A 23,341-nucleotide genomic window follows, 5' to 3' on the forward strand; every position below is an offset into this window, starting at 1 on the left:
GCTGGCTTTGAAGTCGTTAGATTTCGACCATCCTCAGCGGACCAGCGGAACTCTCTGCCTTGCTTTGACGATGCAATCTGCGAGTCGACGCGAGAGCAGACGAGCGCGTTTCTTCGCCGCGTGGTCCCGCAATGCGAGCTGTACCCCGTATAAACCCCTAGATGCCGAAATCCAATAGTCGGCCGGACTCTGGACAACTACTGTAGGCGCTAAGGGGCAGTTGCATGTCGTTTGCGATGAGACAGACGAAACGACGTCTTCTGCCGGGGTCCGGAGTTTAGGCCCATTTACTGTGCTACGCGTCGCATCCCGCAATACGGCGCAGGTCAGGTCAACGTGAACGAAATCGAAAAGGTGTAGCGAATGAGCGAGTTTAAATTCCCCGGAGTGAACCTGGCTGTTACCACGCCGTTCAATGCCGACGGCAGCATCGACTTCAGTCGTTTTGAAGACCTGCTCGAGCGATACGTCGAAACTGGCGTCGATGGGTTTGTATTGAGCTCGGGGACGGGTATGCATGTCTATCTCTCCCAAGACGAGTCGATGGAGCTGGTTGAGCGGGGCTCTAAGGTAATTCGTGGGCGAGCAAAACTTATCGCTCAGGCGTCTGCGCTGCTGGTCGACGACGTCGTTGCGCGAGCCCGGCATGCTGCCGCGCAGGGCGCTGACGGCATCATGGTTCTTCCGCCATTCTTCGAGGGTCCTACAGACGACGATGGCGTATTCGACTTTTATTCTGCTGTCGGCGAAGCAGGCATTCCGATTATTGGCTACAACGTCCCGCATGCGGTCGGCGTGGAGATTACGCCGTCGTTGTTCCGTCGCTTGAGCGAGATTCCTCAATTCCACACGGTCAAGGACAGCAGTGGTGACTTGGCAAAACAGGCTTCGCTAACGAGAACGGGACTTCCGGTGATGAACGGTGCCGACCCGCTTGTTCCTTACGCGCTCTACGCCGGCGCCAAGGGTCTGATTTGGGGCGGTGCAAACTTTGCGCCGAGAACGTGCGTTGCACTCGTACGCGCGGCGAAGGAACGTAAATGGGATGAAGTGCGAGAACTGTGGCGGACACTTGAACCCTCGATGTCGCTCATTTGGGAAGGCGAATACGTTCAGTCCGTGTACGCCGCTGCCGAGATGACCGGATACGGTGCAGGCGCTCCGCGTCGACCGCTCAGGCGCCTCGATTCCAGCAAGGTCGACGCACTGCAAGCTTCGTTGAAGGACTTGGTCAAGCGCGAGAAGGTCGTTTCTTAAGGTCGGATGGCATCATGTTTGTAGCTACCAAATTACCGGAAAACACTAAGGTGTCTGGGTGGGTCCAGATGTTGCCCAAGCGGACGCCGAATCCATCGCTTAGCAAATCCATCAACGTCGATGTCGCAATCATCGGTGCGGGCTTTGCTGGGCTGTCCGCTGCGCGTCGCCTGTCTCAGTGCAACCCGAAACTGCGTGTGGCGGTCCTTGAAGCGGGTGAAATCGCTGCTGGAGCCGCCGGCCGCAACTCGGGCTTTATCATCGATTTGCCCCATGAAGTGTCTTCCGACGAATATGCTGGAAGCGATGCGGGCCCGACTCGGCGCCACATCATGATTAACCGTACTGCCATCAAGCTTGCGAGCGACGTGGCTCAGGAGCGAGGATGGGGAAAGGACGTTTTTGACCCTTGCGGAAAGTACAACATCGCGATGAGCGCGCAGGGTGACGAACATATCTCCTCTTATGCGAAGCAACTTGATGCCTTGAAAGAGCCGTATCGGCTTCTGGACTCGCGTCAGGTTGCGGATGTGACTGGCACGACTGCATTCACCTCGGCGATATTTACGCCTGGTACCGTCATCGTCCAACCTGCGGCTTATGTTCGCGGGCTGGCGGATTCTCTCAAGGGTGGAGTCAACATCTACGAGAAGACGCCGGCGCTCTCCTTAGAGGCGGTCGGGAAAGAGTGGCGCATCAAAACTCCTGAAGGAGCGGTGACAGCAGGCAAGGTCATCATGGCGAACAACGGGCACGCCGAGAGCTTCGGCATCTATCGGGGCTTGTTGATGCACGTCTTTACATATGCTTCGATGACCGAGGAGTTCAGTCCGTCCAGGCTCGGCGGCGACCGCAGTTGGGCCGCTACGCCCGCATTCCCAATGGGTACCACTGTTCGGCGAGTCCGGGGAGAGCGAGGAGACCGCATCTTGATTCGGTCACGGTACACCTACAACCCACGCCTGAAAATCAGCGAAAACGACGTCGAACGTGCCGGCCGTGTACACGACCGCAAGTTCGACGCGAGATTCCCGACCCTCAAAGGCGTGCAAATGGAGCATCGTTGGGGCGGAGCTATGGCTCTCACATGGAATGGTGTACCCGCTTATGGTGAAATTGAACCGGGACTGTTCGCGGCATGTGCTTGCAACGGCGTCGGGGCGACGAAGGCGACAGCGTTGGGCATTGCCGCTGCGGATTCAATCCTTGGCATTAAGAGCGAGCTCCTTGCTGCGTTTGGCCAGTTCGAAGCACCGAAAAGCCTTCCACCACAGCCCTTCCTCACCATCGGCGCGAAGGCGAACCTCGGATTTCGTGAGTGGCGAGCAGGGAAAGAGTAAGCCAGAGCCTAGGGACAACGGGTAGAACCGCGCAAAGCCGTCGATGGTCGTCGACGGCTTTGCGCATTTCTTGACTGCAACTCGGCAGCAAAAACTCCGCATGCACCCGGACCATGTCTGGCGACCGCATTTGCTCGGCGGTCGTACGCTCGATACGCCCAGCTCGCGCGCACTGAACAGACCCGGACAAACCCTATGATGCCGAAATCCAATAGTCCGCGCGTTAATGGCTGCGTACCTTTGCATCAACGGAACGGATGACATAGCGAGTTTCGGAGCCCGACCAACTGCAGGGACACGCGCTTGACTCGGTGACAAGGAGCGCAGGTCATTGCCCAGTCCTTAGATGACGGGAGTTGGACGGTCACCAAACAATCTTAACGCTGGCTGGAATTGCATCTGATATGTACTCCTACGGACATTACAGCTGTACTGCATCGTGCATGCAGAGCGTCGTGACCAGTCGTCCGTGGGCTTTCGGAATTCAAACTTGCTGGATGGAACACCCGATGATATCGAATCTCAGTATCGCAGCGGATGCGCTAGCGAACCCCGACGACCTCCACGGCAGCGCCAAGTCAAAGGCACGCTCGGTCGCAGCCTCGGCGACCGAAATCCTGACGGTCAAAAATCTGTCAAAGATTTTTGGAGCCAAGCCGGAACGCGCGGCGCAAATGCTGAAGCAAGGGCTCGGGCGCAACGAAATCTTCGCGCAGACCGGCAATATGGTGGCTGTTGATGATGTGAGCCTGTCGGTGAACTCGGGCGAAATCTTCGTGATTATGGGTCTCTCGGGCTCCGGCAAGTCGACCCTGGTCCGCCTGCTCAACCGTCTCATTGAGCCGACATCCGGTCAAGTGATTCTCGAGGGCCGCGACATCGCCCCGATGAGCACGCCAGAACTGCGCGCGGTGCGCCGTCAGAAAATGGCCATGGTATTTCAGTCGTTCGCTCTTCTGCCGAACCGTACCGTTATCGACAACATCGCCTACGGGTTGGAAGTTGCAGGGCAGAAGAAGTCTCAACGTTACGAAACAGCCCGGGCGGCGCTCACGCGGGTGGGTCTTGGCTCCTACGAGAAGCTCCTTCCGAGTGAGCTTTCGGGCGGCATGCAGCAGCGGGTCGGTCTTGCGCGCGCATTGGCTGTAAATCCTTCAGTGCTCTTGATGGACGAAGCCTTCTCCGCGCTCGACCCTCTCATCCGTTTTGAGATGCAGAACGAGTTGCTTCGCCTTCAGAAGGAAGAGCAGCGCACCATTGTCTTCATCTCGCACGATATCGAAGAAGCCGTGAAAATCGGCGGGCGCATCGGAATTATGAAGGACGGCCGTCTGATTCAGGTGGGAACGCCTGCTGAGCTCATTCAGTCGCCCATCGACGACTACGTGCGTGACTTCTTCCGCAATGTCGACGTATCTCGGTTCTTGGAGGCTTCCGGCCTGATGACAAAGGTGAACCGAGGACTCATCAAGTGCGATTCGGCGGCGCCGGCTGACCGATTCTTAAACGAATTGATTGATAGCGGCGTTGATTGCGGATTCGTCTGCGATGAGGCAGGCCGCTTCCAGGGTTGCGTAACGCCTGCCACGGTGCACAAGAACGGGAAGCGCCCGATTCGAGACGCAATCCTGAACGACGTCGCGGCCGTCCCTCTCACGGCCGATTTGCATCAGCTTTCCGCAATCGCACTGGCGCAAGAGCATGACGTCCCCGTTGTCGACGAGCAAGGCCGCCTGGCCGGTGTCGTTTCGTGCCGAACCATTCTCAAGCAAGTAATGCAACGGAGGGCAGCAGAATGAATTCCTCTCTTATCGGACAGTTCGCCGAAAATTTCGTCAATTTCCTATTCGACCACTTCCGTGGCGGCTTCGACGGGTTCTCCGCCGCGCTTGGTGCTGTCGTAAAAGTCCTGGAAGGCGGTCTCGCGGCAGTGCCCTTTCTCGCAATGCTCATCTTCCTGATGGCACTCGCGCTGTGGCGCCGGGGCGTTATCTTTTCTGCTTTCGTTGGGGCCGCCCTGTGGGTCATTCAGTACATGAACCTTTGGCCGCAAACCGTCTCTTCGCTCGCGCTCGTCATCGCCGCTACTGTAATCAGCCTGCTCGTTGGTGTGCCGCTGGGCATCTGGGGTGCGCGCAATAAGCGGGTCGAGGTCGTGCTCCGTTCAGTGCTTGACTTCATGCAGACGATGCCGCCTTTCGTATATCTCATCCCCGCAGTGGTTCTGTTCGGGCTGGGGCGCGTTCCCGCAGTCATCGCAACCATCGTGTTTTCGATGCCCCCCGTCGTGCGACTGACGACCCTCGGCATCCGTCAGGTGCGCGAGGAACTCATCGAAGCAGGCCGGTCTTTCGGAAGCACAGATGCACAGCTCCTCTGGAAAATCCAGTTGCCTAACGCGTTGCCTTCCATCATGGCTGGCGTGAACCAAACAATCATGATGGCTCTGTCGATGGTTGTAATTGCCTCGATGATTGGGGCCGGTGGGCTGGGCGAATACGTTCTCAGCGGCATCCAGCGACTCGACATCGGTATCGGTTTCGAAGGCGGCTTGGGCGTCGTGCTTCTCGCCATCATCCTGGACCGCCTCACTGAGAGCTTCGGTGTAAAGGCGAAGAAGGCAAAGAAGAAGGTGGCAAGCAGCTCGACGAAGGCGGCTACTGCCAGCAAGACAGTAGGAACCTGAGGCGCGGGGCATTGCGGCGCAAATAGTCTGAAATCCAAACCACACGTTTGAAAGAGGAACCCTCGATGAAAGCTAGTACCTTCAGGAATATTGCGGCGAAATTTCTCGCGCCTGTCGCACTTGCGATGTCCGTCGGCGCAACGTCTGCGGTCGCAGCGGACCCGGTCAAAATCACTGTTGCAAACTTCGCCGACGTTCAGGCGGTAGCAAACGTGGCGAAGTATGTCCTGGAAACGAAGCTCAACATTCCCGTTCAGTTCGTGAATGCCGACCTCGGAGTCCAGTACCAAGGCCTCGCCCGAAACGACGTCGACATCATGGTCGGCGGCTGGATGCCCATCACGCACCACAACTACTACGAGAAGTACAAAGACAACTTGGACGACGTACGCGTCATCTACACGGGTGGAAAAATCGGCTGGGCAGTTCCCGACTACGTGCCCGCCTCGGAGCTGGACTCATTCGCCGATTTAAACAAGCCAGATGTGAAGTCGAAGCTTCATTCGACTATCACGGGCGTTGAGCCCGGCACCGGCGAAATGCAAACGTCGGAGAAGGCGATGAAGGCTTACAACCTCGACGGCTACAACCTTCAGTCTTCAAGCGAAGCGGGCATGCTGGCCTCTCTCCAGCGCGCATATGCCAGCAAGCAGTGGATTGTGGCTACCGTCTTCAGCCCGCATTGGCTGTTTCAGAAGTACAAGATGCGCTACCTGAAAGACCCGAAGGGCGCCATGGGCGGCGACGAGCAAATTCACGCTTTCGCATCGAAGCAGTTTGCCAGCAAGAACCCGCGCGCTTATGCGTTCTTCAAGCATTACGACATCAATCTTCAAGAAGTCGAGGCAGTTCAGTTCGATGGTGTCAACTCCAACAATTTCCCGGCTGCCGCGAAGAAATGGGTGGACGCCCATCCGGACCGTGTGAAGGCCTGGTTGGCGCAATAAGTGTGACGCCCTAGTTCGACGGGGGCCGTGGCCGAGGTCGCGCCCGCCCTAACAGGGAGCCCTAAAGCAGCTGGTCAAGTATCAAAGGCCGGGGACATGCGAGTTCGTACAAGGTCGAGCGGCCTCGTCGACGCCGCCCCTGCCTTCCATAAACGCGGCGAGGTTAGCGATGAAACTCGGTGTGCTGGGAGTTGGTGACCTGACAGAGAAGATGGTTCGGGGACTGTATCGGAGCAAGAGTGGCATCGAACTTCTTCTTGCTCCGCGCAATCGTGAGCGAGCTGAAGCTCTGGCGAAGGATGTGGGATGCACGCTGCTCGCGAGCAACCAGGATGTTGTGGATACAGCGGACGTTGTCCTGATTGGGGTGCGACCGAGCCAGGTTGCTGAACTCGCAGCGCAGGTTTCTTTCAAGCCTTATCAAGCGCTCGTCTCAGTCGTGACAGGCGTGCCGGTGAGTGAACTGAAGAAGCTATTCGGAACCGAGAACTGCAGTCGCGCGATGCTGTCGGCAGCGTCGGAAATCAACCGGTCGACGGTGGCGGTTTATCCCCCTGACTCTCCTGCCGAGACATTACTTTCATCGCTCGGGAATGTTGTATCGCTCAACACCGAAGTGCATTTCGAGCTTGCCACAGTCGGAGCATGCATGAACGGATGGTTCTATTTCTTATTCCACGAACTCGAGCAGTGGTTTGTGAAGAAAGGGTTGACCGCACAGCAAGCTCGGGAACTTGCGTTCAGTAGTGTCGAGGATTGCGTAGCTTATTCCCGGCACAAGCAGCCGACTGAGCTTCGGGAAATTGGCGCAGCAATAGCGCTGCCCGGCACCTACACGGCACAAGGACTGGAGGTCTTGAATGGCCTCGGAGCGAATGCTGCCTGGAAGACTGCCAGCGAAGCTGTATTCGAATTGCTGACTGAGAAGGAGCCTGGCTAGCGCAACAAACGCTCGAATGACACTCCTCTTCTAGGCTGAGACGAGTGGCTCAGCTGGGAACTACAGACAGACACCCTAACGCAAGAAGTTGCGGTCGATGCCGCAGCGATTTACCTAATCTGTAAGGACGCAAAATGGCTCGCAATACATTCTTCATCGTTGACTCGCATGCGTGCGCCAACCCGGTTCGTGTCGTGGCTGGCGGTGCTCCGATGTTGCCGAACGTGTCGATGGCGGAAAAGCGCATCATCTTCCAGGAAAAGTTCGACTGGGTCCGTCGAGGTCTTATGTTTGAACCGCGTGGTCACGACGCGATGTCGGGCTCGATTCTCTACCCCTCGTCGCGCGACGATTGTGACGTCGGTGTGCTTTTCATCGAAGTAAGCGGCTGCCTGCCGATGTGTGGCGCGGGCACCATCGGCACGGTAACTGTGGCCATCGAAGAAGGCCTTGTGGTTCCGAAGGAAGAAGGACGCATCGCGCTTGAAACGCCGGCCGGCCGGGTCGATATCGAGTACGTTCGCAACGGCGCGTACGTCGACGAGGTTCGGTTCTTCAATGTGGCGAGCTATCTCCACGCCAAGGATATCGTCCTTGACGTGCCCCAGATTGGGAAGCTGAAAATCGACGTGTCATATGGCGGCAACTACTACGCCATCGTCGAGCCGCAAGAAAACTATCAAGGGCTGGACGGTCTGAAGACCGACGACCTGGTTCGGATGAGCAATCTGGTCCGGGACGCCGCACGCAAGGCAATCACGCCGGTGCACCCGGAAGATGACCGCATCAGCGGAATTCATCATGTGATGTGGTGCGACAAGCCGAAGTCGGCGTCCGCATCCGCTCGTAACGCTGTGTTCTATGGTGACAAGGCAATCGACCGTTCGCCCTGCGGCACGGGCTCATCCGCGCGCGTCGCTCAGCTCGTTGCTCGCGGGCAACTCGCAATCGGCGAGACCTTCGTTCACGAGAGCTTCACGGGCACGACGTTCAACTGTCGAGCAGAACAGCGAATGAGCGTAGGAAGCTTCGACGGCGTTCGTCCCAGTGTCGCGGGCTGGGCGCGCGTCTACGGCTACAACACGATTTTCATCGACGACCGCGACCCGCTCGCACACGGATTCCAACTTCCGTAAGCGTCACCAACTTTGCTTTCGCGAATAGAAGCAGACGGCGCGAGGCTAAGGGTTGGTTGCTTTGGCGAGGGTGCTTCCCTGCTGTGCCTCAAGCTAGACAGGCGCGTCACGCCCCGGTCTGCGCTTGGGGCCAGTCGACGAGCGCACCTCCTCGCTTCCTAAGTCCGAACCGCTGAAATCATCGACCATGGTCACTCGACCTGAAGACGTGGAAGTGTTTGTCCGCATCGCTGAAAAGCTGTTTCAGTCAGAAATGCTTCCGGCTGAAGGACGTCTCGTTGCGGCCCGTGTATTCGAACGGCTTCGAGGCCCGTCCGACGACGGACATCGACTGCACGCTCACTTCCCGGCTGCTGCGTGGATAGATGAGGCGCTCGCTCCGGTGGTTGAGCGCCAGACGGACCTCGGGGTCGCTGCGCGTGCAATTCAAGCGTTGGTCCCCGTCGTAGGTTGGAATCGTCGTACCTCAGGTGAGAACGGAAGTCCGGGGTATGTCGATAGCCACGTCCACGGGATTATTTGTGGACCTGGCGGTGCAGAGAGCCGCTACGACGTGCAGCTCGGATTCACAGTGATGGCGCCGCGCGTTCGATATCCCGACCACAACCACCCACCACAGGAAGCGTACGTGCTTTTTACGGAGGGCGAATTCCTCCAGGAAGGTGGCGACTGGTTCTCGCCCGGGTTGGGAGGTGGAATCCACAACAGCCCGTTCAGTATCCACGCGATGCGCTCAGGCGAAGTGCCATTTCTCGCAGTGTGGTGTTTGCTGGTGTGACGAGTGTTCCGTAGCAGCCAGCGTCTTGTTCGAACTTGGATTGCGCACATCGGCGGCCGACGGGGGATTGAATGAAGGGTGTTTCAACTGTCATTGAGTGGCACGACGAGCAGGCCTCGCCTCGCGACCGCAAAGCTGCTCTTGGACAGGTCTTGCGGCACCGGATTCTCACTATGAAGTTGGCGCCGGGCTCGACCTTGGACGAACTCGCACTCACTGAGGAGTTCGGTCTTTCGCGGCCTCCAGTGCGGGAGTTGATGCACCAGATGTCTGCAGAGGGGTACATCGAACTTCAGGCGAATCGTGCTCCTCGTGTCGCATCGATGGACTACAAGCGATTGCGCGATTACTTCCTGGCTGCACCGCTCGTTTTCATATCCACGGTCAAGCTGGCAGCTGAGCATGCGACGCGAGCGGGCGTCGAACATTTGAAAGCAATTCACGAACAGTTTCGAACGGCTGTGAATGACAAAAACGCTGACGACTCTTTGTTGCGAAACGTGGAGTTCCTGTCGTCAATCGGAGAGATGGCACAAAACCCTTACCTCGCTCCAAGTTTGCGCCGTTTGCTGATTGACCATGCCAGGCTCGGAAGAGCGTTCTTCCGGCCACGCAACGAGCAGATGGTCCGCAACCTTTCGGAGGCGGTGCAGCGGCATGAAGCAATCATCGAAGCTATTGAACAGCGTGATTCTGAACGGGCCTCAGAAGCGGTGAACGAGCTTCTTCAGACGTCGCGTCAACACTTGGCTTCGTATGTAGCTCCTGAAGGAATCAGCGTGCCGTTGGAGTTCTAGTCAGCAGGCCAAGTCAGCGACTTGTTTTGAACCGAGATTCCTTATCAAAGAGAGATTGAAATGAGCGATTTGCTTTCCAAGAGCGCGTACCAGAAAGTTGCGCGAGAGCTGAGGCTCCCGACCTCCGCCGTTATCAACGGAGAGTTGCGTGGCGCTGCATCGGGCGAGACGTTCGCGACCCTGAACCCGGCAACTGGCGAGCATCTGGCTGACATCCCGGCCTGTTCGAAAGAAGACGTCGACGCGGCTGTGAGTAGCGCACGGGCAGCATTCAACGACGGGCGCTGGTCTAAGCTCCATCCGGCTGAGCGCAAGCGCGCAATTCTCCGCCTGGCCGACCTCATCGAGCAGAACACGGTCGAGCTTTCGGTGATGGAGAGCCTCGATGCAGGCAAGACGATATTCGATTGCCAGACGGTCGACGTGCCTGAGACGGTTAACGTGCTTCGCTGGCACGCCGAAGCTATCGACAAGATTTACGACCAGGTCTCTCCGGCCTCGGACAATCACATTTCGATGATTGTCCGCGAGCCCGTTGGTGTCGTAGGACTTGTCTTGCCTTGGAACTTCCCTCTCCTCATGTTGGCGTGGAAGATTGGCCCATCGCTCGCGGCCGGTTGCTCGCTGGTTGTGAAGCCGGCGGTGGAGACTTCGCTCACCGCGATGCGCGTCGCTGAGCTCGCTCTTGAGGCGGGCATTCCTGCAGGTGTTTTCAATGTCGTGACCGGCAGCGGCCGTGCGGTGGGCGAGCCGATTGGGCGTCACCCGGACATCGACATGGTGTCCTTCACCGGGTCGACAGCGACCGGTCGGAAGTTCCTCGCTTATTCCTCGGATAGCAACCTCAAGGAAGTCGTGCTCGAGATGGGCGGGAAGAATCCGTGCGTTGTCATGTCTGACATCACGGACGTCGACGACGTCGCCGCTCATATCGTTAACGGCGCTCTCTGGAACATGGGCGAAAACTGCTCCGCCATCTCGCGGCTCGTCGTCCATCGTGACATCAAAGCGCAGTTGCTTTCCAAGATTTCGGAGCTCGCTGCCGAGTGGCGAGTTGGCGACCCGTTGGACCCCGAGAACCGAGTTGGGCCTTTGGTCTCGAAGCAGCACTTCGAGAAGGTCCAATCGTATCTTTCCAGTGATGGAAAGGTTATCTACGGTGGTGAGACGAGCGAAGGTCGTTTCGTGCATCCGACCATCATCGAGGTTGAAAGCAATGACACGAAGCTTGCTCGCGAAGAAATCTTCGGGCCAGTCCTCGTGGTTATCACGGTCGATAGCCTGAAGGAAGCCGTCGACGTCGCCAACGACACCGAGTATGGACTCGCAGCGTCCGTTTTCGCCGGGAATGGGAAACGCGCCCTGCGCGCCGCGCGGGCAATTCGCGCGGGCACGGTTACCGTGAACTCGTTTGGGGAAGGCGATATCACGACGCCCTTCGGTGGCTACAAGCAATCGGGCTTTGGCGGGCGCGATAACTCGTTGTATGCGCACGACCAATACACGCAGCTCAAAACCATCTGGCTCGACCTCAACGATAGCGACTCGGACGAAGTCTGACCGTCAAAACACTCCGGTGCTCCTCGCTCGCGGGAGCCCGGGGCGCGGGCTTAAACTGTCAACAGAGGGAGCGAAGGGCTATATCGACGCCTTATACCTTCGCTAGGCATCGACTATCGTGCCGTATGTGCTCGGGACGCTATCTTGCAATCGAGCGGAGCATCGCGCGTTCGGTTCGGCCTCGTATGCATGGTGGCCGAGATGCTCGAGGCGTTTCTCAAGACCCATCGAAGCGCCGTCGACTTGAACTCGCACCGGCCGACGGCGCTTTCGTATTCGCGTAGAAAGGCACTGACTCGCTGCAGCGAAGTCATTGCCGATTCGCGCTTTACTCGCTCATAGATTAATGCCGCGCCCGGCTGATAAGGCCGCGCTTCTTCGAACCTTGGTTCCATTCGCGCCGCCTCGCTTCTCGCGAATTTGCGAGTTGATTAGCCCGCAGCTTGCGGAGGCCGCCCGAGAGACGTAAGACGCCAATTGTCTCAATAGATATCATGCTCTCCGGAAGCCTTCGTCCCACGACATCGTGCTCGACCTCACTACGCGGTAACTGCAGGCTCCGCAAGAGCGATTTCCTCAGCAGAAGCTAGCGGTCGTGCTTAACGTATCCAACGTTGAGAGTTGAAACCACTAGGAAGGTTTCGCTTTGCAATGGGTGAGGAGAAGATAGGGCCTTTCCCATTTGTCAGCGCCGCCGGAGTTTTTCCAATGCGTTTGTGCGCACTCAAACGGACTTATCGCGCTCGCGAATAGAAGCTGCCGAGGGCAGCGATGTTGCGCCTTCGTCCAGCGGACGCAGGCACCGCGAACAACAAGCTAACGAGACAACGGAAAATGCCGAACCCAGCATGGACTTTGAGCACTCTACCCGACAGTTTTGTCACGGAAGTTCAAGCTCGCATGGACGAGCACGGAGGGCAGACGACCAGCGTCCGCTTTGGCACGCTTGGTACAGACATTGGTGCATAAATGGTACGACAAGTAAGAAATAAGTCGTACGATTAGATGCGTCACGATTTTTAACTGAGTCATTCCAACCGGGAGCCATACGTCGTGTAAATCGGTTGAAATTTGGGCTCTTCGAAACCCGGTTTTTGAAGAAATATTCTGACGGCGCGCGAACCGCCAGCCAAAAAATTGAATAAGAAACGTTTCTGTCGGTCAAGATTATTTTACCTTGACGGGCGCCGACTCGATTTATACATTTAAGGACGCTGAAAACAGATGGCAAATGCAAGGTCCTCGGGCAGTATTAGAGCCTAAACTTCGTTATGTTCATTAGGAATACAAAGGAGGCGCTCGAGTGACTGTCTTGTTGAGCAGTCGGGGAAGATTAATGGGACCAGTCGCGCTGTATACGAGACACCGCAAGGCTTATGGCCTCGTATGTCGGACAAGTGCATGTTTTTTGCGTCTCTTAGGAGCTTGATATGAAATATTTTGGCCTCACGGTTAAGAAGACACTGGGGACATTTACGTTCGCGCTTTTTGTCGCCGCGACGTTGACCGCATGTGGCGGAGACAACTCAGGGTCTGCCAGTCCGGTCGACCACTCAAAGTCGACCACGTTAAGTGAAGGGTAGAGTCCTTTTGCGTCCCCGCGTCGCTGGTCGGCTCGACCTGACGCGCTTGTTGCCACACCAAGTAATAAATACGAATGGAGGCATCAAATGATTGCATGTTTCGTCGGCTCTTCGACCCTTGACGCTTCACAAGCAAAGCGCCGTTCCAGCAAAGGCACCTTGCGCTCAGTAATTTTGCCAGCAGCGGTGGCACTGAGTGCGTTGATGCTTAGCCAGGCGTCGAACGCACAGGCACTCTTCATTGGCGACAATGGAGATAGTTCAGTCAAGCAGTATGATGTGTCGAGTGGGAACTACGCAGGCGCCTTCGTCCCGTCCAAAGCGCATGGGCTAAACGGACCCATGGGGATGATTTTCACGAATGGCCAATTCCTGGTGGTCAGTCAGAACCCGGCTCCAGAGGGCAGCACTGGTACCACCGGCGAGGTTCTCCGGTTTGACGGAACGACGGGCACGTATATCAACAAGCTTGTGTCCTCCGGTGACCGAAACGCACCCTTCGCACCTCGCGGCATCGTTCGAGGCGGCCCGGGCAATCAATATTACGTAGCCGATACCGTCTCCGATTCGAAGTGCGCTAATGGCAACGTGAAGCGGTATAACGATAACGGTGCCTATCTGGGCAACCTCGACCTACAAGGGTTTCCGGACCCGGACAACGTGTTCCATCCGCGCGGGTTAGTTTTTGGCCCCGACGGCTACTTGTACGTTTCGTCAACGGGGTGCCTCGACTCCAAGCTCGGCGCATTTGACCCATTGAAGGGATACATTCTGCGCTTCAATGCGAACACCGGAAAATTCATGAACGTCGTTGCCTCCGACCAAACGGTCGCGAGCTTGCATCGGCCTGAGGGTTTGGTCTTCGACAGCGCTGGGAACCTATGGGTGACGAGCTTCCAGGCGGACCGGACCGACGCCGACAGAATACTCAAGCTCGACGGAAACACTGGCAAACTCCTCGATGAACTGGTGTTGGCACCGCCCAATTCCATAAACAGGTCTTACGCTCAAGCTATTATCTTCGGGCCAGGCGGCAAGTTATACATTCCAATCGCAGGCAATGATGCGAAAACCACAGGTGAAGTACGCCGGTGTGACACGGCGACAAAGAAATGCGATGTCATTGTTCCATCCGCCAAAGCCGGCGGTGCGGTAGGGCAAGCGTGGTATTTAATCTTTAAGAACAGCGACCCCGCGACGCTCAACTACCGCAATTAGAAGGGGGCAGCGGAGGAAGAGGTCGGTCTAGCTGCGAGGCCGGCCTTGCTCTATTGCTTGCCGATTCAAAGATGCGTCGATAGCATCGTACCGAATCGCAATCGCAGACGGCCCGGATGCTCGGGGTGCCATTGGTCGAGTGCGGCCTGAAGACGGTCGCGCTCAGTCAGTAGCCCGCAATTCTCGGGCGCCAAGTCGCAAACGATTGACGCAAAACCGTGCGAGAAGTTTTCGGCATCGATGCAAGTGCCGGGCAATGTTTTGGTTTTCATAAAGCATGCGAGATTCTCAGCGACGCGTAGGCTGTAGCGCAGGATGGGGGGCAGCGGGCTGTAGCGAACATTGTTGGAGAAGCCTCGCCACTACCATCTCTGGAAAAAAGCGAGGAAAGCATGTCCCAATCCCTGCCCCGGCGAGTCCGAGTCGGTGTCGTCCTTTCGGCGCTCTGGGCCTGCGTCGTGTATACCGCACTGGCGGGCGAGTACGCGCGCCTATCGGGTCCAAAATTTGTGGCGTTCGGCGTGGTGCCGCTATTGTTGGCGTGGGGGCTCGGCTGGATTCTCGCTGGCGGAGTTGTTGCCGACAACCTCCAACCGACGCAAGGGACGAGCCCGCCTTTGGAAGCATCGACGCCTCAAACGGCGCGGGCCTCGGCCACAAGCCGGGCATGCGCCCGCTGGTTCGACATCATGCTGTGCTCGAGCATCGTCGGGTATCCGCTTGGCTACGCTCTCGCGGAAATCCTGCCGAAGCTCATGCCTCCGTGGCCGGGACGTGCTCTCCTATGGACGTCGCTGTTCGCGATGATTTTTCTGATTCTGTCGCTGCCTTTGTCGTTGCTCTTGGATGCGCTCCTTTATCGGCTGTTCGGCAATACGCCCGGTAAAGCGCTTCTCAGCCTGTCCGTGCGCACACGGACTGACAGCGCGCTTACGGCGGAGCAATACCTCAATCGAAACTTTGCGATGTGGGGACCGGGATTCGCGTTCGGGCTGCCTGGCGTCCAGTTCATCACGCTGTTCATGAGCGAAAGTACGCTCAGAAAGACTGGTAGCACTCGGTGGGATTGGACGTGGGGATACACTGTTGTCGGCGCAAGGAGGAGTGCACTGCGCTTGGCGCTTTTCGGGACGCTCGGCTTTTCTATGTTGGTGTTATCGAAGCTTGACGCGCAGTCGTTCAGCGCCGCGCTGCGACAGGTCGCAATCTCGGAGGCATCGCGTCCAGCGGGCGCATCAGCGACTGGCACATCTCCGGTGGACGGCCCGTCGAAGGCCCAAATTTCAGCGTCGAGGACGTTTGCCAGCGCGTGGGTTAATCCGCTGTCTGGGATGCCGTCGAATCTGGCCAGCCGTTGGCATGAGTATCCGGCGCTTGAGTCGGAGGACTATCGTTGGGTATTCAGGTCCGAAAGCGGTGAATTCGCAGCCGTCGACGGAAGCTCTATTGGCTTGTCGTTCACGGGCGATGATGCCCGGACCGACGACTATCTGCCGATTACTCAATTCACGAAAATCAACGAAGGCGGACGGGCTGTTTGGGAGGGAAACGCAACCGGTCTTGTGCTTAAGGGTAAACGCGATTTCGGATATTTTCGCGGGTTGTCGAACTTCCTAAATGCCCCCGACGAAAAATTCGCACGCGCGTGGTTTTTTGAAGGCAGCGGTAGTAACTGGCGCGTCCTCTACCTGGCTCCCGCTGCCAGTCCAGCGGCCGAGCGAAATGCGCAAGAGTTTTTCGAATCTATTCTCGCATCGACTCGGGGCGACGAACCGTTTATATATGCCCCCACAGGGAGGTCCAACTTCCCGATTGACTGGCGCAATCCGGTAAGTGGTGAGACGGTTCAACTCAGTGGTCGATGGGATGTCAACCCATTTCTTCCAAACAAGGCGAACCCCTGGGCATACACGGCAGCTTGCCTGTCGCCCGGTGACGGTTGCGCATTCACGCGTGAGGCAGTCGGCGTTCGGTTCATTCCAGATGCGGACGCCGCTTCACCTGTTCCGTACGCGGACGCGCTTCGGTCAGTCAACGACCCAATCTATCGAATGCTGGGTACCGCCCAGGAGATGCTCGAGGACGGACGGCCAGTGCTGGCCGGACAAGGGCGTGGGTACGTGCTTTTATACCCGGGTCAGCCCGAGGTCAGGTATTGGCTATTTCGAGCAAATGGCGGAGTATGGCGCGTAATCTATGCGGCAGAAAGTGGACACCTGAACGAGAACACAGGCTACCAGTTCTTCAAAGAGGTATTGAGCACAACGTCCGGCTCTTGAGCTCAATGGCAAGCCCATCGTGACGTTTTTTTAGAGGGCGTGTCCTGTATTAGCTGGTCTAGGGTCGCGCCGTCGGCCATGCTCAGCCGAACTCTGCGACCAGCACGGCTTGTGCGACACCTGCTGAGAACAAACGGGCGATTGCCGCATCTTTCGATGAGGCCAATGGACTTCCACGATATGGACGGTGGTTTTCGTAAGAATTTTAATCATTGTCGGCCGCGTGGTAGCGGCACCCGCAGAAGACGGTACCCCTGGCGTTCTTAAATTCCCGCCCTAGAATTTCGTCTTAAAAGAGGCTGAATTAGGTTGTGGAGGCTATCGTGAGCGTGACGACTCCGACTAAAGAGAACTCGTTCGCCGCAGACTGCCGGCGCTATCTGCGGAACTTGAAACAGACGCAGGAGGAGGTGCTCGTACGGGCGCCGGGCGACAGAACCTTCGGAGAGCCGGAAGCGGCCTTCGATGAGGCTAAAAAGCATTGGGAGTTTGCACTCTTGAGTCAGGTCGCTTACGCAAAGGCTGCCTCCATCAAGAAAGCCCTACGGAAGAAGGTTTCGGTGTCCAGCGCGGAATTTCCGCGCGAAGCAGCACCGGAGTATGCCCACCACAAGTTCAATCCAGAAGTGGAACTGGCGAGGGCGGGATGGACATCCTGTGACGCATTCGTGGACAACACTCTGGACAAGGCATTCAAGTCCGTTCACCTTCGACTCGAGGTCTGGAAGAAGTCAGATAACTCCGCGCTCGCCGTGGCCTTTGGAGGCACGGTAGCTACTTCCTGGCGTGATTGGCAGGCCAACCTTCGCTGGTTTCTCCCGAAATGGCCAGATGAGTACAGCGTGTTAGTGACTAAATTTGTCCCCGCCTTCCTAGACAGCATCAGCCGAGAGTTTCCGCAGTTGCCGCCCGTCGTCTATTCGACAGGTCACTCGCTAGGCGGGGGCCTTGCGCAGCAATTTGCCTACGCGTTGCCGGACAAACTCTTGGAGGAAGGCAAGAAGCTTCCCCGGGTCATCCAGGTATACGCTTTCGACCCATCGCCGGTCACGGGCTTCTACACCCTAGCGCGGGCCCTTCGGACCCAGAATGCAACAGGCCTGAAGACCGACCGCGTCTTCGAACGGGGCGAGATTCTCGCTTTTTTTCGGTCAGCCTTGGCGCTCGCTGTTCCGCCATCGAAGGAAAACCCGGCGGTGCGCGCCGTGCGCTACAACTTCATGGGCCATGTCTGGCCCGTTCATTCGCACAACATGAGCCGGCTTGCCCGCTCGCTGTATGACGCAACGCATCCGGACTCCACGTTCCCACGTTGAGCCGCTGCCAAAGGCGGCACAGTCAGAGAAACGCCGTAACTTCCTTCTGAACGGTGCCGTCTTCTCAGGTCGTGGTCATCGTCATCTGCCCGCATCTGCACGCAAGCCAATCGGTCAAGCGCGCGGCGAAGCCGTTCGCGCATCTCGTCTCGCACGCCCAGTTCTCTCGCGACCAGCCCGACGTCAGTTATCGCGTCGGCAAATAGAAATTCCAGAAACCGGATGACCTTGTGGCTCAATCGGTCTGCTGGGATGCGGTCGGTGCCATTGTAGGTAGGGTGCTCAATCATGCTTCAATATAAAACGCCGTTTTATCCCGAGTTCGCCACTGCAGGCTTTACGCCATGACACGGGGCCCCATTTCCCGCCGCAGATGAATTCGAGACACGATATGTCCCGAGTGGTCGCTAAACTTCACCCAGTAACATGTCACGGTTGCATAACAAGAAATACAGCGCGAACGCTACGCATGGCACAATCTCAAAGGTCGATGCCGCGAAGTCTGGCAGGGTATGGCCTACACGCGGGGCGGGGGCAGGCGACCCCCTCAACCGTGTTATTCCAATAATTAGAACGAGAATAAGACTTTATGAATGTGACCGCTACGGCATGCGAGTGTTTCGAAGCGACTGGTCGCCTGATAAATCCCGAGGTACTCTTTGACGGCGTCGATACAACGAACAGCAGCTACGGGGACGTGACATTGTTCAGGTGCCACGGCTGTTCGACCGCTTGGCTGCGGTTCGCAATAGAGTACGAATCGTTCAGTCGGTCCGGTCGGTGGTACCGCGCACCTGTGCCTCCGGAGCGCGAGGCTGAAGTGACAGCAGAGAACGCCATAGAAATGCTGAATTCATTAAAGCCGTTGTTCGCTGGCGGGAGCCGCTTTGACTCTCCCGGATTTGAGACCCACGGTCGGGTGAATTTGCATCCTTAAGCGACGAGGGAAGGCGTTTCAATTTGAGGGCTGTATTGCGCTAAGTTCGGCGGGACATTTCTACGGATGCTACGCGATGGCGTCGAGGTGAGTCGGAGGGAGCGAGGCAAGAAAAGCGTGCGGCATGTGGCCCGCATTCGAAACTAGGACTGAAAAGAGAGACTGCGATGGAATTGGGTCATTGCCAAGTGTGCGAGGTGAAGCTCGGCTCACGTATGCACAATTTCTACAGCCGTACTCAAAAAGTCAACTTCGACGGCGAAAGCAAAATCATCACTGTCGTGCACGAGCTACATGAAATGTGCTTCTGTTCGAAGGAGTGCTGGGAGGCAATGGAAGAGCCGATTACAGAGGGACTCCATCCGTTATACCAGGCCCTGCATGCAGTCGCGACATGCTGCGAGTGTCAGAGGCCGGTGGACCGAGTTCAGCCGCACTACACGCTATATATCGGCGAGATGGAAGACGTCTCCCAGCCTTGGCTGGCATCAATGCGAATAATGGACGAGAAGGAAATTGCGGTTTTCTGTCCCGAGTGCCGAATTCCTGACGGGGACTTGGCGGCATCATTGGGCATACTAGAGCCGGAGAATGCGAATGGGGCTGTGGTTGAAACGATAGACTCCCCGTTGAACTCGGTGCTGGCTTGCGCGGACTGAAAACTGGTTCTTTCGGCAGCCCGGTGTAGCGAGCCCTCACACGAACCTCATGCCCAATCACATAGCTTTTGCGCGCGACCGGGAAGGGCGACTTGTTGACGTTCATTCTGTGCCTCGGGGTCTGGCGTGTGGCTGCGTCTGCCCGGAATGCGGTGGGCGTATTGTCGCCAACCAGGGTCACGTCAACTCCTGGTACTTTTCGCACGCCTCCGGGTCCGAGTGTGCTGGCGGCGCGGAGACCGCGCTTCATCTGGCAGCGAAGCAACTGATTCTGAGGCAGCGCAGGGTCGCACTTCCGCCGTTCGTCATTCAGTTCAGGCGAGAGCACCCGAGCTTCGGCCTCTATGAGCGCTCGAGGGATGTGACGCTGCCGGAGAAAATCTGGCAACTGGTTCAGGCGCGGGATGAATCGCGCATTGGGACTGGACCGTACATCGCCGACATCGGAGGACGTCTGGGCGACGTATCGGACGTCGTGGTCGAAGTGAAGGTCCGTCACGAGGTTGAACACGAGAAAGCGCACTACCTTCGGGCGAACCGGCTGCCCTGTATCGAAATTGACCTGTTGCCCTTGGTGGGCAAACAGCTGACTCTGGAGGAACTGGCGTGGCACGTCCTCGATTGCGACACCAACCGCACGTGGGTGAACCACAACGAATACACGAGCATCAAAGCGGAGATGCTTGCGGAGTATGAAGCCTGGGTCGCATGCAGGACCCGTGACGCGGCCGAGGCGGCACGTCCCAGAACGGCACCGCCACCCCCTCAGCCCAGCAAGACCGACCTGGCCAATGCGCGGTACCGGGAACTGCCCAATGAGATGAAGCGGCTGGAGCTACGCACCGTGCTCGGGCTGAAGCCGGCCGCAACGTGGCCCAGACATCTCCAGGTTCCCGTCCGAGAAGGAGCAGGCGCTATTCCCGCACCGCTTGACATCTGGCAAGGCGCGGTTTTCGTGCAGTTCATCTATGACCCGATAGGCGACGGCCCGGCGCGCAGACCGTTTTCGCTTCCCCAGGTGTTCCAGTGGGCCCGAAGTCGGTTCGGGGTGTCCGAGGAGGTAAAGTACGATGCAGGGACTGCGCTCAGACTTTTTCTCGGCTACCTGACGAGTTGCGGCTTTCTCGAGCGCGACAGGGGCGGATACGGGAGCGACACCTATACGGTCCTACACGGAGCACTTCAACCGCCGGCGCGCCGCGAACCCAAGCCGCCACCCCGCACCACTTACCCGTTAAGTGTGCCCCGTACGACCGGTGCGCGCCGTACGTCAGCCGCACCAGCCCGCCGTGGTTGGACCTGGCGGGAAAAATGGCCGCCGGAAGACGTGGCTCTGGTGCGAGCGTCTGAGGCGTCAACCAGATATGAGGGGGCAACATTCGACGCCCGCCGATTCATTGATGCGCTCTACCGAATGACGTCCGAGCCGTCCCCCTCCGCCATCGAGACTCTACTGACTCACTGCGACGGCAATCCGAGAAGGACCTTCGAGCTGTTGAAAGATATCGGTGTCGTCGAGGAATCTTGGCGAACCTTGCGGGACGGGATTGACCCTCCGTGGCGGAGGGCATGATTGCGGCGATATAGAAGGTCGGGGAGAGCTTGAACATGAACGAGGTTGACACAAAGCTTCCTCGTTGAATGGGGTCACGGGAGGACCAGCAGAGAAGAACTGGCATGTCACTGGAGGGGCGAAAGTGCTGTGTATCCGGCGATGTTCAAACTGACGGTGGAAGCGGTCGCTGCAGAAGTAGCTTAGCTGCCGCTCTCTTTCGCACCAGCCGGAAGCGACCAAGGTTCCCAGCGAGGCCTCTGCAAAGCTCGCCTAGCGGCAACGTTGGCTTCCCCACAAATTTCTTTCTCTCACCCATTGCTTACGCCGAAGAAGGTGTGTCAATATTTGTACACAGCATCGCAAACTGGCAGCTCTGATGGATTTTGGAACGTACATTCGTGGTCGACGGGAAGCGCTTTTAGCGGAAAGCTCGCAGGCTGGCGCACCTGAATTCTCGCTGCGAGGGGTCGCCCGCAAGCTCGAAGTCGAAGCGTCCCACCTATCCAAGATTGAGCTTGGAAAGGTTCAAGCGAGTGATGAAATGGTCGCAAAGCTCGCGGAGATTCTCGGCGAGGACTTCGATACTCTGATGTTGCTGGCTGGGCGCGTATCGCCTCAGCTTAAACAGATTGTGAGCGCGCGCCCAAAGCTGTTCGCGGAACTGATACGGCAGTTGCGAAACGCGCCGGATAAGGCGATTTTGAGGTTAGTCCGGGAAGTTCGTGACGGCCAGTGGTAGTTCAACTACAAGACGGGAGCTTCAGCCACATGCTTACTCTGAATCAACACGAACTGGTCTTCGCATTTCCTGAAGTACACACGCGGGCCAGGCTTATCATCAGTTTCCACCGAACGCTCCGGCTTCCGGACGACAATCGCGAGTATCCACTTCCGCCTGGCCTTGGGAGCTTTCCGCTGTCACACGTCGACGACTACGCGAATCGGCTCCCACCAAAATGGGTCGAGCACGGCGGCATCCTGTTCCCGATGGCGCAAGCGGAGGCTATGTGGATTAGCTTTTCTTCGACCTACCCATTCGCCGTCAAGGTTGCGGCGGGCAAAGTCAACGCTGTCTCGGGGCAGCCGTGGACTGCAGAGTTGCAGGAGCGTAAGGCCGGCTCCGAGCAGGACTATGTCACTACGCCGAAGCAGCCTTGGCTTGATGGCTTCAATGTCGGAAAGGATGTTGTTCGCCAGTTCGTCGCCATGCCACTGGGTGCCGGCTACACCGCTGAAGCGCAAGTCACAGGTGAAGAAGTGCACGGCGGTCTGCAGATTATCGCGATGCCGCTTAAAGCAGAGTTCTATGAAGACCCAGATGATATTCTGCGCTACGCGTCGTATGCGTCCTCCGCCGTGTTCTCTTTGGAGCGAGCTCCCGCACTTGACATGGGCCTCGCTCCGGGCGGGCTCATGAAGCAGAAAATCTACAGGGACGATTTCGGTGTAGAGAAATGGGACCAGCAGCACAGCTCACGCTGCTTCGTCCACCTTCTCAACTCAGCACAATACGAGGCGGTGACGGGACAGCAACCGCCGCGCGACGTACCAACCGCCGCCGACTACGCAAAGGCGGGTCTGCCTTGGTTCGAAATCTACGACGAGGACAAGGCTTCGGTGCCTGCATCGGCCGCATTGAGCGGACTCGATAGCGTGGCGGCACTCGGCGTCAAGAAAGGCGCAGACCCTCTGCCAGAAAACGCACCGCTTTCGGGAGCACCTGCTGTCAAAAAGATTGCAGCGGTTCGGGAAGGAACTTTCTAACAGATGTGCGCTTGCAAACCCAGGTTGATTTTGCCTCGGGTTTGCAGTCAGAGTCGTATTTGACAAATTTTGTTCGCACACGGGGTAAGCCGAACCCATTCGCGAACCGCAGAAAACAAAACCAGCAAGTCGGCCCGCTTCGCTTTACCTGCTTCGCAAACTACGCCGGAAACTGAGCATCGGCTAACGGCGAATCGCCTCAAAACTTTAATGCGCCTTGCCGATTCATGCAGCAATTGCTCTACTGGACGCCCCGGCAAAAGCACGATTGTGTGGTGGCAAACAAAGAATCTTGTTCGGTTCAATCTAGTGAGCGTTTCGGATTGCATTCTTCCCCGCAATACAACTACTATACAAAAAAGAAAAGCAGCTATCGGGGAAGCTGAATGAAACAACGAAAAGAAACGTCAATGAGTTTTCGGGCGTCCGCACGCTTCAAGCTCGCGCTGGCGCTTGCGGCTCAACACGAGAACAGAAGTCAATCCAACCTGCTGGAGACCCTCATCTTCGAGTTCTGCCGGCAGAAGGGCATTGAAGTGCCGGCGGACGCGGTCGTTCGCCAAGAATAAGACCAGACCACTCTAAGAAA

Annotated in this window: 19 protein-coding genes; 18 read left to right on the forward strand and 1 reads right to left on the reverse strand. The window is 57.4% G+C overall.

Annotation, left to right across the window (positions count from 1 at the left end; genetic code table 11):
• Window positions 1-363: 363 nt before the first annotated feature.
• The 11 genes from AWB78_RS11740 to AWB78_RS11790 all read left to right on the forward strand — a co-directional run bounded on the left by AWB78_RS11740 (window position 364) and on the right by AWB78_RS11790 (window position 14,242).
• Window positions 364-1,257, forward strand: coding sequence for a dihydrodipicolinate synthase family protein (locus AWB78_RS11740; RefSeq protein ID WP_062604740.1), 894 nt, complete (start codon window positions 364-366; stop codon window positions 1,255-1,257).
• Between the two features lie 14 nt (window positions 1,258-1,271).
• The gene (locus AWB78_RS11745; RefSeq protein ID WP_062604741.1) at window positions 1,272-2,597 is read left to right on the forward strand and encodes an NAD(P)/FAD-dependent oxidoreductase; all 1,326 of its coding nucleotides are present in this window, start codon (window positions 1,272-1,274) and stop codon (window positions 2,595-2,597) included.
• Window positions 2,598-3,106: 509 nt separating this feature from the next.
• The gene (locus AWB78_RS11750) at window positions 3,107-4,396 is read left to right on the forward strand and encodes a quaternary amine ABC transporter ATP-binding protein (RefSeq protein ID WP_062604742.1); all 1,290 of its coding nucleotides are present in this window, start codon (window positions 3,107-3,109) and stop codon (window positions 4,394-4,396) included.
• Entirely contained in the window at window positions 4,393-5,283 is an 891-nt protein-coding gene (locus tag AWB78_RS11755) for an ABC transporter permease (protein ID WP_061170530.1), read from the forward strand. The genes AWB78_RS11750 and AWB78_RS11755 overlap by 4 nt, the downstream gene beginning before the upstream one ends.
• 65 nt (window positions 5,284-5,348) lie before the next feature.
• Window positions 5,349-6,230 carry a glycine betaine ABC transporter substrate-binding protein gene (locus AWB78_RS11760; RefSeq protein ID WP_062604743.1) on the forward strand — a complete coding sequence of 294 codons (882 nt, stop codon included), beginning with the start codon at window positions 5,349-5,351 and terminating at the stop codon, window positions 6,228-6,230.
• Between the two features lie 169 nt (window positions 6,231-6,399).
• The gene (locus tag AWB78_RS11765) at window positions 6,400-7,170 is read left to right on the forward strand and encodes an NAD(P)-binding domain-containing protein (protein WP_062604744.1); all 771 of its coding nucleotides are present in this window, start codon (window positions 6,400-6,402) and stop codon (window positions 7,168-7,170) included.
• Window positions 7,171-7,304: 134 nt separating this feature from the next.
• The gene (locus AWB78_RS11770; RefSeq protein WP_062604745.1) at window positions 7,305-8,306 is read left to right on the forward strand and encodes a 4-hydroxyproline epimerase; all 1,002 of its coding nucleotides are present in this window, start codon (window positions 7,305-7,307) and stop codon (window positions 8,304-8,306) included.
• Window positions 8,307-8,493: 187 nt separating this feature from the next.
• A complete protein-coding gene (locus AWB78_RS43405) occupies window positions 8,494-9,084 on the forward strand; it encodes a dimethylsulfonioproprionate lyase family protein (protein ID WP_074173427.1) in 591 nt (196 codons plus the stop codon).
• A gap of 71 nt (window positions 9,085-9,155) precedes the next feature.
• Window positions 9,156-9,881 (forward strand): GntR family transcriptional regulator, encoded by a 726-nt coding sequence (locus tag AWB78_RS11780; RefSeq protein ID WP_062604747.1) that lies wholly within the window; start codon window positions 9,156-9,158, stop codon window positions 9,879-9,881.
• A gap of 60 nt (window positions 9,882-9,941) precedes the next feature.
• Window positions 9,942-11,441 (forward strand): aldehyde dehydrogenase, encoded by a 1,500-nt coding sequence (locus tag AWB78_RS11785; protein WP_062604748.1) that lies wholly within the window; start codon window positions 9,942-9,944, stop codon window positions 11,439-11,441.
• A 1,670-nt stretch (window positions 11,442-13,111) separates the two neighbouring features.
• Window positions 13,112-14,242 (forward strand): NHL repeat-containing protein, encoded by a 1,131-nt coding sequence (locus tag AWB78_RS11790; protein ID WP_062604749.1) that lies wholly within the window; start codon window positions 13,112-13,114, stop codon window positions 14,240-14,242.
• 65 nt (window positions 14,243-14,307) lie between these two features.
• On the opposite strand, the gene AWB78_RS46480 is transcribed toward AWB78_RS11790, so the two are convergent.
• On the reverse strand, window positions 14,308-14,514 hold the full coding sequence (locus AWB78_RS46480) for a hypothetical protein (RefSeq protein WP_074173428.1): 207 nt from the start codon (window positions 14,512-14,514) through the stop codon (window positions 14,308-14,310).
• Between the two features lie 120 nt (window positions 14,515-14,634).
• Between AWB78_RS46480 and AWB78_RS11795 the strand changes: the two genes are divergently transcribed.
• The 7 genes from AWB78_RS11795 (at window position 14,635) to AWB78_RS46485 (ending at window position 23,321) form a co-directional block, all read left to right on the forward strand.
• Window positions 14,635-16,521 (forward strand): RDD family protein, encoded by a 1,887-nt coding sequence (locus AWB78_RS11795; protein ID WP_062604750.1) that lies wholly within the window; start codon window positions 14,635-14,637, stop codon window positions 16,519-16,521.
• A gap of 323 nt (window positions 16,522-16,844) precedes the next feature.
• Window positions 16,845-17,837 carry an alpha/beta hydrolase family protein gene (locus tag AWB78_RS11800; RefSeq protein ID WP_157697477.1) on the forward strand — a complete coding sequence of 331 codons (993 nt, stop codon included), beginning with the start codon at window positions 16,845-16,847 and terminating at the stop codon, window positions 17,835-17,837.
• 1,104 nt (window positions 17,838-18,941) lie between these two features.
• Entirely contained in the window at window positions 18,942-19,433 is a 492-nt protein-coding gene (locus tag AWB78_RS11805) for a hypothetical protein (protein WP_062604752.1), read from the forward strand.
• 49 nt (window positions 19,434-19,482) lie between these two features.
• A complete protein-coding gene (locus tag AWB78_RS11810; protein ID WP_062604753.1) occupies window positions 19,483-21,006 on the forward strand; it encodes a competence protein CoiA family protein in 1,524 nt (507 codons plus the stop codon).
• A 358-nt stretch (window positions 21,007-21,364) separates the two neighbouring features.
• Window positions 21,365-21,727, forward strand: coding sequence for a helix-turn-helix domain-containing protein (locus AWB78_RS11815; RefSeq protein ID WP_063958960.1), 363 nt, complete (start codon window positions 21,365-21,367; stop codon window positions 21,725-21,727).
• Window positions 21,728-21,756: 29 nt separating this feature from the next.
• Window positions 21,757-22,752: a hypothetical protein gene (locus AWB78_RS11820; protein ID WP_063958964.1), complete on the forward strand. Its 996-nt coding sequence runs from the start codon at window positions 21,757-21,759 to the stop codon at window positions 22,750-22,752.
• A 386-nt stretch (window positions 22,753-23,138) separates the two neighbouring features.
• A complete protein-coding gene (locus AWB78_RS46485) occupies window positions 23,139-23,321 on the forward strand; it encodes a hypothetical protein (RefSeq protein ID WP_157697479.1) in 183 nt (60 codons plus the stop codon).
• Window positions 23,322-23,341: the final 20 nt, after the last annotated feature.

The organism is Caballeronia calidae (assembly GCF_900044055.2).
Lineage (GTDB): Bacteria > Pseudomonadota > Gammaproteobacteria > Burkholderiales > Burkholderiaceae > Caballeronia > Caballeronia calidae.

Bases quoted from the DNA above. Each gene is read 5' to 3' on its own strand.
- AWB78_RS11740 (WP_062604740.1), top strand. From the start codon at position 364: ATGAGCGAGTTTAAATTCCCCGGAGTGAACCTGGCTGTTACCACGCCG.
- AWB78_RS11745 (WP_062604741.1), top strand. From the start codon at position 1,272: ATGTTTGTAGCTACCAAATTACCGGAAAACACTAAGGTGTCTGGGTGG.
- AWB78_RS11750 (WP_062604742.1), top strand. From the start codon at position 3,107: ATGATATCGAATCTCAGTATCGCAGCGGATGCGCTAGCGAACCCCGAC.
- AWB78_RS11755 (WP_061170530.1), top strand. From the start codon at position 4,393: ATGAATTCCTCTCTTATCGGACAGTTCGCCGAAAATTTCGTCAATTTC.
- AWB78_RS11760 (WP_062604743.1), top strand. From the start codon at position 5,349: ATGAAAGCTAGTACCTTCAGGAATATTGCGGCGAAATTTCTCGCGCCT.
- AWB78_RS11765 (WP_062604744.1), top strand. From the start codon at position 6,400: ATGAAACTCGGTGTGCTGGGAGTTGGTGACCTGACAGAGAAGATGGTT.
- AWB78_RS11770 (WP_062604745.1), top strand. From the start codon at position 7,305: ATGGCTCGCAATACATTCTTCATCGTTGACTCGCATGCGTGCGCCAAC.
- AWB78_RS43405 (WP_074173427.1), top strand. From the start codon at position 8,494: ATGGTCACTCGACCTGAAGACGTGGAAGTGTTTGTCCGCATCGCTGAA.
- AWB78_RS11780 (WP_062604747.1), top strand. From the start codon at position 9,156: ATGAAGGGTGTTTCAACTGTCATTGAGTGGCACGACGAGCAGGCCTCG.
- AWB78_RS11785 (WP_062604748.1), top strand. From the start codon at position 9,942: ATGAGCGATTTGCTTTCCAAGAGCGCGTACCAGAAAGTTGCGCGAGAG.
- AWB78_RS11790 (WP_062604749.1), top strand. From the start codon at position 13,112: ATGATTGCATGTTTCGTCGGCTCTTCGACCCTTGACGCTTCACAAGCA.
- AWB78_RS46480 (WP_074173428.1), bottom strand. From the start codon at position 14,514: ATGAAAACCAAAACATTGCCCGGCACTTGCATCGATGCCGAAAACTTC.
- AWB78_RS11795 (WP_062604750.1), top strand. From the start codon at position 14,635: ATGTCCCAATCCCTGCCCCGGCGAGTCCGAGTCGGTGTCGTCCTTTCG.
- AWB78_RS11805 (WP_062604752.1), top strand. From the start codon at position 18,942: ATGGAATTGGGTCATTGCCAAGTGTGCGAGGTGAAGCTCGGCTCACGT.
- AWB78_RS11810 (WP_062604753.1), top strand. From the start codon at position 19,483: ATGCCCAATCACATAGCTTTTGCGCGCGACCGGGAAGGGCGACTTGTT.
- AWB78_RS11815 (WP_063958960.1), top strand. From the start codon at position 21,365: ATGGATTTTGGAACGTACATTCGTGGTCGACGGGAAGCGCTTTTAGCG.
- AWB78_RS11820 (WP_063958964.1), top strand. From the start codon at position 21,757: ATGCTTACTCTGAATCAACACGAACTGGTCTTCGCATTTCCTGAAGTA.
- AWB78_RS46485 (WP_157697479.1), top strand. From the start codon at position 23,139: ATGAAACAACGAAAAGAAACGTCAATGAGTTTTCGGGCGTCCGCACGC.